Origin of the sequence: Coprococcus sp. RTP21204st1_G4_RTP21204_210225, assembly GCF_040915385.1 — a bacterium.
In the GTDB taxonomy this organism is placed as follows: Bacteria; Bacillota; Clostridia; order Lachnospirales; family Lachnospiraceae; genus Allocoprococcus; species Allocoprococcus comes.
The window spans coordinates 34,429-47,108 of sequence record NZ_JBCPDP010000014.1; the positions used below are offsets into that span (position 1 = coordinate 34,429).

Annotated in this window: 11 protein-coding genes and 1 riboswitch; of the genes, 9 read left to right on the top strand and 2 right to left on the bottom strand. The window is 43.9% G+C overall.

What is annotated here, in order from left to right; genetic code table 11:
* Positions 1 to 8 precede the first annotated feature (8 nt).
* Positions 9 to 2,210 carry a DNA topoisomerase III gene (locus AB5213_RS12390; protein WP_368276787.1) on the top strand — a complete coding sequence of 734 codons (2,202 nt, stop codon included), beginning with the start codon at positions 9 to 11 and terminating at the stop codon, positions 2,208 to 2,210.
* Positions 2,211 to 2,377: 167 nt separating this feature from the next.
* Here the strand turns inward: AB5213_RS12390 and AB5213_RS12395 are convergent, their stop codons facing one another.
* Positions 2,378 to 3,037: a DUF2185 domain-containing protein gene (locus tag AB5213_RS12395; protein WP_175305416.1), complete on the bottom strand. Its 660-nt coding sequence runs from the start codon at positions 3,035 to 3,037 to the stop codon at positions 2,378 to 2,380.
* An 18-nt stretch (positions 3,038 to 3,055) separates the two neighbouring features.
* Positions 3,056 to 3,295 (bottom strand): hypothetical protein, encoded by a 240-nt coding sequence (locus AB5213_RS12400; RefSeq protein WP_368276788.1) that lies wholly within the window; start codon positions 3,293 to 3,295, stop codon positions 3,056 to 3,058.
* A 411-nt stretch (positions 3,296 to 3,706) separates the two neighbouring features.
* Between AB5213_RS12400 and AB5213_RS12405 the strand changes: the two genes are divergently transcribed.
* The 8 genes from AB5213_RS12405 to argF all read left to right on the top strand — a co-directional run bounded on the left by AB5213_RS12405 (position 3,707) and on the right by argF (position 12,679).
* Positions 3,707 to 4,102, top strand: coding sequence for a hypothetical protein (locus tag AB5213_RS12405; protein WP_270203718.1), 396 nt, complete (start codon positions 3,707 to 3,709; stop codon positions 4,100 to 4,102).
* A gap of 66 nt (positions 4,103 to 4,168) precedes the next feature.
* Complete coding sequence (locus AB5213_RS12410; RefSeq protein ID WP_008370092.1) at positions 4,169 to 4,669, top strand: shikimate kinase; 501 nt, start codon at positions 4,169 to 4,171, stop codon at positions 4,667 to 4,669.
* 268 nt (positions 4,670 to 4,937) lie between these two features.
* A complete protein-coding gene (locus tag AB5213_RS12415; protein WP_008370094.1) occupies positions 4,938 to 6,230 on the top strand; it encodes a UDP-N-acetylglucosamine 1-carboxyvinyltransferase in 1,293 nt (430 codons plus the stop codon).
* Between the two features lie 102 nt (positions 6,231 to 6,332).
* Positions 6,333 to 6,432: riboswitch (SAM riboswitch) on the top strand.
* Between the two features lie 139 nt (positions 6,433 to 6,571).
* Complete coding sequence (gene metK / locus AB5213_RS12420; protein ID WP_008370096.1) at positions 6,572 to 7,759, top strand: methionine adenosyltransferase; 1,188 nt, start codon at positions 6,572 to 6,574, stop codon at positions 7,757 to 7,759.
* Positions 7,760 to 7,928: 169 nt separating this feature from the next.
* Entirely contained in the window at positions 7,929 to 9,086 is a 1,158-nt protein-coding gene (locus AB5213_RS12425; protein WP_055156165.1) for a cell wall metabolism sensor histidine kinase WalK, read from the top strand.
* Positions 9,079 to 9,768: a response regulator transcription factor gene (locus AB5213_RS12430; RefSeq protein ID WP_008370100.1), complete on the top strand. Its 690-nt coding sequence runs from the start codon at positions 9,079 to 9,081 to the stop codon at positions 9,766 to 9,768. The genes AB5213_RS12425 and AB5213_RS12430 overlap by 8 nt, the downstream gene beginning before the upstream one ends.
* Before the next feature lie 31 nt (positions 9,769 to 9,799).
* Positions 9,800 to 10,591, top strand: a complete 792-nt coding sequence (locus AB5213_RS12435) for a TrmH family RNA methyltransferase (protein ID WP_368276790.1) — start codon at positions 9,800 to 9,802, stop codon at positions 10,589 to 10,591.
* Positions 10,592 to 10,630: 39 nt separating this feature from the next.
* Positions 10,631 to 12,679, top strand: a complete 2,049-nt coding sequence (gene argF / locus AB5213_RS12440; RefSeq protein WP_270223529.1) for an ornithine carbamoyltransferase — start codon at positions 10,631 to 10,633, stop codon at positions 12,677 to 12,679.
* The last annotated feature ends 1 nt before the right edge of the window (position 12,680 follow it).

Consider the following 12,680-nt stretch of genomic DNA (forward strand, 5'->3'; position numbering starts at 1 on the left):
AAGACAGAATGAAGGCACTTGTAATTGCAGAAAAACCTTCTGTTGCGCGTGATATTGCGCGTGTACTTAGATGTGGGAAAAAGATAAATGGAGCAATTGAAGGAGAGCGTTATATTGTAACCTGGGGACTTGGTCATCTGGTTACCCTGGCAGATCCGGAAGATTACGATAAAAAATATAAAGAGTGGAAAATTGATGTGCTTCCGATGAAGCCGGCTCCATTTAAGCTTGAAGTAATAAAGCAGACCGGAAAACAGTTCGCAGCGGTGAAAACACAGATTCACCGCAAGGATGTGAATGAAATTATCATTGCTACGGATGCAGGACGAGAAGGAGAGCTGGTAGCAAGGCTGATTCTGGAAAAAGCAGGAAGCAAAAAGCCGATCAAGAGGCTGTGGATCTCATCTGTAACAGATAAAGCAATCAGAGAAGGTTTTGCAAAGTTGAAGAACGGGCATGAGTATGATGCGCTTTATGATGCTGCAATGTGCCGTGCCGAGGCAGACTGGCTGGTTGGAATCAATGCAACAAGGGCACTGACCTGTAAATATAATGCGCAGCTTTCCTGTGGACGTGTGCAGACACCAACGCTTGCAATGATTGTAAAGAGAGAAGAAAAGATCCGTAGTTTTATTCCGGAAGGTTATTATGGAATGACTGCAAAAGGACAAAATATTATGCTGACCTGGCAGGATCAGAAGTCAAAGAGTTATCGCTCATTCGATAAAGAGAAAATGACCGGACTGATGAAAAAGCTGGATGGACAGAAAGCGGTAGTGGAAGAGATTAAAAAAACACCGAAAAAAACGTATGCACCGCTTTTGTATGATCTGACAGAGCTGCAGAGAGAAGCCAATCAGCGGTTTGGATATTCGGCGAAAGAGACGCTGAATATCATGCAGAGACTGTATGAGAATCATAAGGTGCTGACCTATCCGAGAACGGATTCCAGATATCTGAGCAAAGACATTGTTCCGACGATCAAGGACCGTCTGGAGGCATGTGGTACAGGACCGTACCGTAAGCTTGCAATGACAGCGAAGAAAAAGGATCTGAGCGGAAAGCTCGCTTTTGTAAATGATGCGAAGGTATCGGATCATCATGCGATCATCCCAACGGAGCAGTTTGTGGATCTGAGTCATATGACAAATGAAGAGCGGAAGATTTATGATCTGGTTGTGCGGCGTTTTCTTGCTGTGCTTTATCCGCCATTTGAGTATGAGCAGACACAGGTTACGGTGAAGGTTGGCGGTGAAACTTTTCTTGCGTCTGGAAAGATTGTGAAAGCGCAGGGATGGCGGGCTGCTTATGAAGAGGAAGTCTATTCGGCTGAGGATGAAGAAGAGGAAGAAGCATATGAGTCTGGAAAGAGTTTGAAAGGACAGACACTGCCGGAACTGGAAAAAGGACAGGAGATTAAAGGACTTGTGTTGTCATTGACAGAAGGTAAAACGAAGCCACCGGCACATTTTAATGAAGCAACACTTCTGTCAGCAATGGAGAACCCGACGGCTTATATGGAAAGCCATGACAAAGCGATGGCGAAAACGCTTGGTGAGACAGGGGGATTGGGAACGGTTGCGACAAGAGCGGATATTATTGAAAAACTTTTTAAAAGCTTTTTGCTGGAAAAGCGTGGAAAAGATATCTATCTTACATCGAAAGCGAAGCAGCTTCTGGAACTTGTGCCGGAAGAGTTAAAACAGCCGGAACTTACAGCAGACTGGGAAATGCGTTTGTCGCAGATTGCGAAGGGAAAGCTTTCGCGGAAGGATTTTATGAAGGATATTGATAAATATACGGATCAGGTGGTTTCTGAGATTAAGGCGGGAGCTGGAACGTTCCGGCATGATAATCTGACAAATAGTAAATGTCCGCGATGTGGTAAGAGAATGCTTGCAGTGAAAGGAAAGAACAGTGAGATGCTGGTTTGTCAGGACAGAGAGTGCGGATACCGCGAAACAGTATCACGGACAACGAATGCGAGATGTCCTGTGTGTCACAAGAAGATGCAGCTGAAAGGAAGAGGGGATGGACAGATTTTTGTGTGTGTCTGCGGACATAAGGAGAAGCTGACATCGTTCCAGGAGAGACGGAAGAAAGAAGGTGCGGGAGTCAGCAAGAAGGATGTGCAGAAATATTTAAGACAGCAGAAGGATGAGCCGGTGAATAATCCATTTGCGGATGCGCTGGCTAAGATTAAGTTGTAGGTGGCGAATGGGATGGTGTGTGGAAGGTTTGGCTTTTTGGTACGTCTCATTGACTTGATGGTTGTAGTACAAAACGGAACCGGAAAGTCAAACCTTCCACACGCCTGTGCATTGGCAGACGGGGATGTTGTGGTGAAGTGGAAAAAACAGAGTTTATTTTTACTTATTTATTGCTTTTGGATGAACATAGGCTTAAATTCATGATATTTTTCAAAATGGGACTCATCTACACGTATGAAAGCAGATCCGATTTTGGCATGAAGATAAGGGATAATATCGCTGTCGTAATTGCAGATGGTGTTGAGTGCAAAGACATGATGATTATCCGGATTGTCCATATATTCGTCATCTTCATTACCAGCCATGAATCTCCAGCCACTGTCCGGATTCCCTTCTGTTGGCTCTTCGCGGAGCATGTAGCCGACTTTGTAGCCTTCTTTTGTGATCTTATCGGAAACGATACAACCTTCCCCATTCGGCTCATCCCATTCGATCAGATTTTCAATCGGAATTTCGATAAATCCCTGCTCTTTTTCTGCCATTTTTTTCCAGTATTCTTTTAAAATATGAAGCAATGCTTTTGCATTTTCTGTTTCTGTGGCAGAATTGTATTCCTTCATCTCACTGAAGGTTCCGGATTCACTGACGATTCCAAGAAGCCATTTTCCAAAGAAAGATTTCTTGAATTTAAAGATCATACATTTGATCCCATCCTCATCCTCAAAAGAAGCCGTATACTCAATCTTCGCCGGTTTCCGCCCCAGCTCAGCCGGATCAGCCAACCAGTTTTCAAGTTCCTCCATAGCATTCACAATTTCATTATTCATAACTTTGCACCTCACTACTTATAATAATTCCATGTTGATTGATTTTTCTGTAAAGCCATATTTTTTGTATATTTCATATGCGGCAACATAAAAAGTTTCTCTCCCTAAAGCATCCTGAAAAGCATCCAAAGAGAAAAAATCCTTACTTTCTTTGTAAATATCAGGCCGCCAGTTCACATGCAAAGCCTGAACCTGATTCAGGATATGTACTACACTGTCAAAATCACTGGTTTCCGCAGGTCTGATAATTATATCCATATATATCCTCCTTCGTAAAACATGAAAAAATATATACCTATAATTCAGTATACCATAAACCCAATTATTTCAATATAGAATATGTCCTTTTTACAACCAAAATCCAGTAAAATAAATCCCCACACAATATCCCAAGCCACAGGACAAACGTCCGCCTGGCGCCCGTCCTGAACAACACTCAACTTCGCGAGTAGAGTTCCGGGGCGCCCCTCCCGTCTTGAAGCACGCAGATTTTCGGGCAATCCTGTTTCCAGGGCATATGCAGGAACGTTACCTCCCTGTTACATTCCGAATCCGCCCCGGAAACAGGATTGCCCGAAAATCGTCCCCCTTCCACACCCACCCCCAGGAACCCCACTCCCCCATACCGCATACACTAAAGCATAGGAAAAAGAAATGGAAGTGCCAGACATGGACCTGAGATTGCCTTATTATATGATGTATCCGATTCCACACGCATTTGACGAAGACAAAATCCAGAAGCGCGACCGGGAATACCTGCAAAGTATGTATCCGGCAACAGCAAAAAAGATTTTTCCATATATACAGGAAGAATGCGACCGCCAAGAATATGAAGGAAGCATGATCTATGATGAGTACCCGGATAAGCTCCAGCTGTGCCTGATGTGTCGTAGGGCGTATGAACAGGTCATGAAACAGGAAAAATGGGAAAAAGAGACCTATACTCCGGAACAGATCCGGGAGATCGTAGAAATCCTGATGTACCAGGAATTGATGGAAAGAAGAGGAAAAGGCAGGCGGCAACAGGAAAAAACAGTTGCTTCATGCACAGGACTTGTGCTATAATATCGTCCGATATAAAAATGACAGCATCTGAAACACAGTTTCGGTAAGGAGTGGGCCAGGGTACATATGAAGAATATTATATTTATCGGAATGCCGGCAGTTGGAAAAAGTACCGTCGGAGTGGTAGTCGCAAAGCGGCTTGGATACGAGTTTATTGATACAGATCTGTTGATTCAGAAGCAGGAGAACAGACTTTTGCGGGAGATTATCGCAGAAGAAGGTCTGGACGGATTCTTAAGTATTGAGAATCAGGTCAATCGTGATGTGGAAGCGGAACATGCGGTGATTTCCCCGGGAGGAAGCGTAGTTTACTGTGAAGAAGCAATGAAGCATTACAAAGAGATCGGAACCATTGTTTATCTGCATGCGTCATTTGAGGTTATCAATTCCAGACTGAAGAATGCAAAGAAAAGGGGAGTAGCACTTCGGGACGGGCAGACGCTGAAGGATCTATATGACGAAAGAGTAGTATTATTTGAAAAATATGCAGATATTACTGTTTCAGAGGATGGACTGGAGCTGGAAGAAACCATTGAAAATGTAATGGAAGTTTTGGAAAATCAATAAATTTTTTAAAGAAATTATTACAAAAGTTTTACGAAAATGAAGAAAGCAAGATAAATAATTTTGCAATGAATATAGAAATATGCTATACTGATATGTGATATAGAGGATTATTACAAAAAGCTTCATACAAATCCTGAGAGATCTGGAAAGAATAAAAAGTATGAGGTTTTTTATTCATGAAATAATAAAGAGTATGAATAGAGTGTTTGACAGAAGTATAGAACAGGATATATTTCAGAGGGAAAGAAATCGTTAATTGAGGTGCGAAATGGAACAGTATATTATTAAGGGTGGCAATCCGCTGGTCGGCGAAGTCGAGATCGGTGGAGCAAAGAATGCAGCACTGGCAATTCTGGCAGCTGCGATTATGACAGATGAGACAGTTACTATCGATAATCTTCCGGATGTCAACGATATCAACGTTCTGCTGGAAGCAATCAGTGGAATTGGTGCCGAGGTTGACCGTATTGACCGGCACACAGTCAGAATCAACGGAAGCAACATTGAAAATTTTGATATAGAATATGATTACATCAAGAAGATCCGTGCATCTTATTACTTGCTCGGAGCACTTCTTGGTAAGTATAAAAGAGCAGAAGTCGCTCTTCCGGGAGGATGCAATATCGGAAGCCGTCCGATCGACCAGCATCTGAAAGGTTTTCGTGCGCTTGGTGCTTATGTGGATATCGAGCATGGCAAGATTATCGCAGAAGCAGAGCGTCTGATCGGAAAGCACATTTATTTTGATGTGGTAAGCGTAGGAGCTACGATCAACGTTATGATGGCAGCATCGATGGCAGAAGGACTTACGATCCTTGAGAATGTGGCAAAAGAGCCTCATGTTGTCGATGTGGCAAACTTCCTGAACAGTATGGGAGCGAACATTCGTGGAGCAGGTACGGACGTGATCAAGATCCGCGGTGTATCCCGCCTTCATAAGACAGATTATTCTATCATTCCGGATCAGATCGAAGCTGGCACATTTATGTTTGCGGCAGCAGCAACCAGAGGTGATGTGACTGTTATGAATGTCATTCCGAAACATCTGGAAGCTACGATTGCAAAGCTTGTTGAGATCGGATGTGAAGTAGAAGAATTTGATGATGCAGTGCGTGTTGTGTCCAAAGGAGATCTTCATAATACACAGGTGAAGACTCTTCCATATCCGGGATTCCCGACAGATATGCAGCCGCAGATCGGTGTTACACTTGCTCTTTGTAAAGGGACAAGCACGATTACAGAAAGTATTTTCGAGAATCGTTTCAAATATCTTTCAGAACTTGCAAGAATGGGTGCAAATGTCAAGGTTGAAGGCAATGCAGCGACTATCGAAGGCGTAGATAAATTCTCGGGAGCAAGGGTCAGCGCACCGGATCTTCGTGCAGGAGCAGCACTTGTGATTGCAGGAATGGCCGCAGATGGCATTACGATCGTAGATGACATCGTATATATCCAGAGGGGATACGAACGTTTTGAAGAGAAGCTCAGAAGTCTCGGTGCAGTGATCGAGAGAGTTTCTACAGAACGTGAGATCCAGAAATTCAAGTTAAAAGTAGGTTAAGACAGGAATTCCTGTTTTGATAGAACATATTTTCCAAAATGTATATTGACGGAAGGTATGGACAGTGTTATGATGTGTAGCGGTAACAATTAAATACGCTTTCTCTTATTCAGAGTGGTGGAGGTACAAAGGACCTGCGAAGCCACGGCAACCCCGGTAAGCCGGAAGGTGCCAACCTGAGCGAGCAATCGAACAATAAGAGGATTGATGATGAGATATCAGGTCAGTCCTTTGGGGCTGACCTTTAAATTTGCATAGACAGAAGAGAAATTCTGTTTGTCGATTTTCATTATTCCAGAGATAAGAGAGGCAGATACAAAGAAGAAAAGAAAGGAAAAAAGATGGAGAGATTATTATTTACTTCTGAATCAGTAACTGAAGGACATCCGGATAAGATGTGCGACCAGATTTCCGATGCGATCCTGGATGCACTTATGGAGCAGGATCCAATGAGCCGTGTAGCTTGCGAGACATGCGCGACTACAGGAATTGTTATGGTAATGGGAGAAATTACTACAAATGCATATGTAGATATTCAGAAAATCGTTCGTGATACTGTTCGCGAAATTGGTTATACAAGAGGAAAGTACGGATTTGATGCTGACACATGTGGCGTTCTGACAGCAATTGACGAACAGTCAAGCGATATTGCCATGGGTGTTGATAAAGCTCTTGAAGCAAAGGAACACAAGATGTCAGATGAAGAATTGGAAGCAATCGGTGCAGGAGACCAGGGAATGATGTTCGGATATGCATCTGATGAGACAGAAGAATATATGCCTTATCCGATCGCTCTTGCACACAAACTTGCAAGACGTCTTACAGAGGTAAGAAAGAACGGAACACTTCCATATCTTCGTCCGGATGGAAAAACACAGGTAACAGTAGAATATGATGAAAATGGAGTTCCGGCCCGCCTTGATGCAGTAGTACTTTCTACACAGCATGATCCGGATGTTTCACAGGAACAGATCCATGAAGACGTGAAAAAATACATTTTTGATGAAATCCTTCCGGCAGATATGGTAGATGAGAATACAAAATTCTTCATCAATCCGACCGGACGTTTTGTGATCGGTGGACCACATGGGGACAGCGGCCTTACCGGACGTAAGATCATCGTAGATACTTATGGGGGAATGGCGCGTCACGGCGGTGGAGCTTTCTCCGGAAAAGACTGTACAAAGGTAGACCGTTCAGCAGCTTATGCAGCACGTTATGTTGCTAAGAATATCGTAGCAGCAGGAATTGCCAAAAAATGCGAGATCCAGCTTTCTTATGCAATCGGTGTTGCACAGCCGACATCTGTCATGGTAGATACTTTCGGAACAGGAAAGATTGCAGATGATAAGCTTGTGGAAATCGTTCGAGAAAACTTTGACCTTCGTCCGGCTGGAATTATCAAGATGCTTGATCTGAGACGTCCGATCTACAAACAGACAGCAGCTTACGGACACTTTGGACGTAACGACCTGGATCTTCCATGGGAGAAGTTGGATAAAGTGGATACTTTGAAGAAATATCTTTAATAACAGGTTCTGAATTTGATCGTTTTAGAAAAAATTTAGAAAATTTTACGGGTGCTTTGATGTGAAGCACCCGTTTTTATGATATGCTATTAGTTATCAGGCAGACTTGCGTGAGCGCCATACGGACCTCATAACCGGGCGTGCACGATGAATGGAGGATGAATATAGCATGAAACTAAGGACGAAACTGGTGATTTCTTTTGTGACGATGATCATGATACCGACTATCCTGACAACGGCATTTATATTTGGAATTGCGCGTTATCAGATCGGAGTCATTGAGCATACTTATGGCATTACCGGTGAGGAATATAAAGATTTTGCAAAATCCATCAGAGTGCTGGGAGATATGCCGGAGATCCAGCAGTTTATTATAAGCGCATGTATCGCAGTAGTCCTGATTCTGGCATTTACAGCGATGATCATGATGGTGTGGATTTATGGAAGTATCATCAGTCCGATTCACAAGTTGCAGGAAGCAGCGCAGAACGTAGAAGAAGGCAATCTGAATTTTGAGATCAAGCCGGAAAAAGATGATGAGATGGGACGGCTGATGCAGGCATTTGAAAAGATGCGGATCCGTCTGAGAGATAATGCAGAGGAGAAGCTGAAGAGTGACCGGGAAAGCAAAGAACTGATCAGCAATATTTCCCATGACTTAAAGACGCCGATCACAGCGATCAAGGGCTATGTGGAAGGAATCCGTGACGGGGTTGCAGATACGCCGGAGAAGATGGAAAAATATATCGGAACCATTTATAATAAGGCGAATGAGATGGATACGCTGATCAACGAACTGACCTTATATGCGAAGATCGATACAAACCGGATCCCGTACAACTTTGCACCGCTTTCAGTCAACGATTATTTCAATGACTGTGCCGAAGATATTGAGATGGAGCTGGATTCAAAGAATGTAGAGTTTGGTTATTTCAATTATGTAGAGGGTGATCAGAAGATCATTGCAGATCCGGAACAGTTAAAGAGAGTGATCAACAACATTGTCAGCAATTCTTTGAAATACATGGAACGAGAGCACGGGCTGATCAATCTGCGGGTAAAAGACGTAGGTGATTTTATTCAGGTAGAGCTTGAGGATAACGGAAAAGGAATCGCAGCGAAAGATCTGCCGAATATATTTGACCGGTTCTACCGGACGGATGCTTCAAGGAATTCATCCAAGGGCGGAAGCGGAATCGGTCTTTCGATCGTGAAGAAGATCATTGAAGATCACGGTGGCAAAATCTGGGCGACCAGCCGGGAAGGTGTTGGCACAGTGATGTATTTTGTAATCAGAAAATATCAGGAGGTACCGATAAGTGAGTAAGATTTTAATTGTAGAAGACGAAGAGAGTATTGCAGATCTGGAGAAAGATTATCTGGAGCTGAGTGGATTTGAAGTAGAGGTTGCAAATGATGGACAGACAGGGCTTGATAAGGCGCTTTTTGGTGATTTTGATCTGGTGATCCTGGATCTGATGCTTCCGGGCGTGGATGGCTTTGAGATTTGTCGTAAGGTTCGTGCGGAAAAGAATACACCGATCATCATGGTATCTGCGAAAAAAGATGATATCGACAAGATCAGAGGACTCGGACTTGGGGCTGATGACTATATGACCAAGCCGTTTAGTCCAAGCGAGCTGGTGGCAAGGGTAAAAGCACATCTGGCACGTTATGAGAGGCTGATCGGAAGTGCCGTGGAAGAGAATAAGGTGATCGAGATCCGTGGACTTAAGATTGATACCACTGCACGCCGAGTGTGGGTAAACGGAGTGGAGAAGAATTTTACAACAAAAGAGTTTGATCTGCTGACCTTCCTTGCCAGTCATCCGAACCATGTATATACCAAGGATGAACTTTTCAGCGAGATCTGGGATATGGAATCCATCGGAGATATCGCAACGGTAACTGTGCACATCAAGAAAATCCGTGAGAAAATTGAATATGATACCTCAAACCCACAGTATATTGAGACAATCTGGGGTGTGGGATATCGTTTCAAGATGTAATGAAAAAGAATAAAAGGAAAGAGATTACAGTATGATAACCAGTACAGGAAATGCCAGGGTAAAACAGCTTGTTACATGGCAGAAAAAGAGAAAGGCACGTGATGAAGAAGGCGTCTATATCGTAGAAGGGATCCGGATGTACCGGGAAGCTCCGCGTGCGCAGGTGAGAGAGGTTTATGTATCGGAGCAGTTTTACAGCCGATATGGAGAAGAGCTGGGACTTTCGGCAAGGGGAAGACAGATAGAAATCCTGTCAGATCATGTATTTTCCCACGTGTCAGATACAAAGACGCCACAGGGGATCCTGCTTGTGATGGAGCAGAGGAGCTGTGAGATATGTGAGATGCTGGATCTGGACGCGCAGGGAAGGAAACCGCTTCTGATGGTGCTGGATAATCTGCAGGATCCGGGAAACCTGGGAACCATTCTCCGTGCGGGGGAAGCGGCAGGCGTAACCGGCGTGATCATGAGTCACGACTGTGTGGATATTTACAATCCCAAGGTGATCCGTTCAACGATGGGATCGGTTTACCGAATGCCGTTTGTGTATGTAGAGCATTTGCCAGAAACTCTGGAAGTACTTGCAGAAGCCGGGATTCATTCCTATGCGGCACATCTGAAAGGAAAGAACAGCTACGATCAGGAGGATTACACAAGAGGGACAGCATTTTTAATTGGAAATGAGGGTAACGGACTTCGGGATGAAGTGGCAGATGTAGCAGAGTGTTATATCAAGATTCCGATGTGTGGAGAGGTAGAATCACTGAATGCGGCGGTTGCATCTTCGGTTCTGATGTTCGAGGCGGCAAGACAGCGACGGTAGTGATGAGGGGAAATCAAGCGCAAAGGAGAGTGTGATTTGATGAAACCGATAATCGATTTAAATAAAGAATATGGATTGGTATTCGATGGAGGAGGAGCCAGAGGTGCGTATCAGATCGGTGCGTGGCGGGCTCTTTCGGAAGCTGGTGTGAAGGTCAGTGCAGTAGCGGGTACTTCTGTGGGCGCCCTGAATGGCGCCCTTGTTTGTATGGGAGATCTGGAGAAAGCAGGACATATCTGGAAAGAGATGGCATTTTCCCGTGTTATGGATGTGGATGATGAGTTGATGGAACAGTTCTTTGATGGAGAGGCGTCCATAAGAGAGATTTTGAAAGGTCTCTGGAAGAAGCTTGCAGATGGTGGAATTGATATTACACCACTTAAGGAATTGATCCATGAGGTTGTAGACGAAGAAAAGATCAGGAAATGCGGAAAAGAATTCTGCCTTTTGACATTTTCTGTATCGGATATGAAGGAACTGGATCTGAGTATTGAAGATATACCGGAAGGTCTTCTGGAGGATTTTCTTCTTGCCAGCGCATATCTGCTTGGATTTAAAAATGAACCGCTGCACGGCAAGACATATATTGATGGTGGTGCGGTCAATAATGTGCCGACCGCGTCTCTTCTAAAAAGGGGATATAAGGATCTGATCCAGGTAAGGATCTTTGGTCCGGGAAGAGTGCCGAAGACGACGATTCCGGAAGACGGCTCTCTGTTGGAGATCGAACCGAGAGTAGGACTTGGCAGTATTCTTGAATTTTCGGCAAAGCGGAGCAGACAGAATTTGAAAATTGGCTATTATGATGCAAAAAGAGCGCTTTACGGGCTCACTGGATCGATTTACTATATTGAAGAAACACGAGAAGAGTGTTATTATGTAGAAATAATGAAGCTTTTGAGCGAACTTGAAAAGACGGAATATCGTTTCAAACTCAAGTTGCCGATCGGCTGTTCAGACAGAGAGTTGTTCTATGGAATGCTGGAGGCAAGTGCGAAGCTCATGAGAATTCCAAAATATAATATTTATACAGCAGATGAACTGTGGAATGAGACGAGCAGAAAGTACGAGACTCTTACAGATGAGGGAAAAGAAAAACTGCCGAAATTCGTCCATGCGATTGCAAAGCTGAGAAAGGACTACAAGATGAATTTAAAAGGAAGAAGTTTTTTGAAACTGGAAGATTATACACCGGCAGAGATTGAATATCTCGTTGACCTGGCAGGTGAATTAAAGGCAAAGAAGAAAGCAGGAATTAAAGGACACAGCCTGGAAGGAAAGAACATTGCCCTTATTTTTGAAAAGCCATCTACAAGAACCAGATGTGCATTTACCGTAGGAGCACAGGATGAAGGTGGAATCCCGACATACCTTGCAGGTAATGAGATCCAGTTAGGCGATAAAGAGAGTATCGAAGATACAGCACGTGTACTTGGAAGAATGTTCGATGGAATCGAATTCCGTGGATTTGAACAGAGATACGCAGATGTACTTGCAGAGTACAGTGGAGTTCCGGTATGGAATGGTCTGACAGATACTACACATCCGACACAATGTCTGGCTATGCTCCTTACCATGAAAGAAGAATTCGGACACCTGAAAGGTCTGAAGGTTGCATACCTTGGAGATGGACGCAACAACGTTGCGAACAGCCTTTTGGTAGGATGCGCCAAAATCGGAGTAGATGTAGCAATCGTTGCACCGAAGCCACTCTGGACTTCGGAATCTCTGTGGAAGAGATGTGACGAATATGCAAAAGAATCCGGAGCAACTATCGAGATCACCGATGACCTTGATGGTGTAAAGGGAGCAGATGTCATTTACACAGACGTATGGATTTCCATGGGTGAAGAAAAGAAAGAGCAGGAAAGAGAGCGTCTCGGAAAGCCATATCAGGTAAATGCAGCTCTGATGGAACGTACAGGAAAAGATACTACAATCTTCTCACACTGCTTGCCGGCGATCAAAGAAAAAGAAGTTACCGAAGAAGTATTTGAAGGACCACAGTCAAGAGTATTTGATGAAGCTGAGAACCGTCTGCATACAATCAAGGCAGTTATGGTTGCAACTTTAGGAGAGAATGAATAAT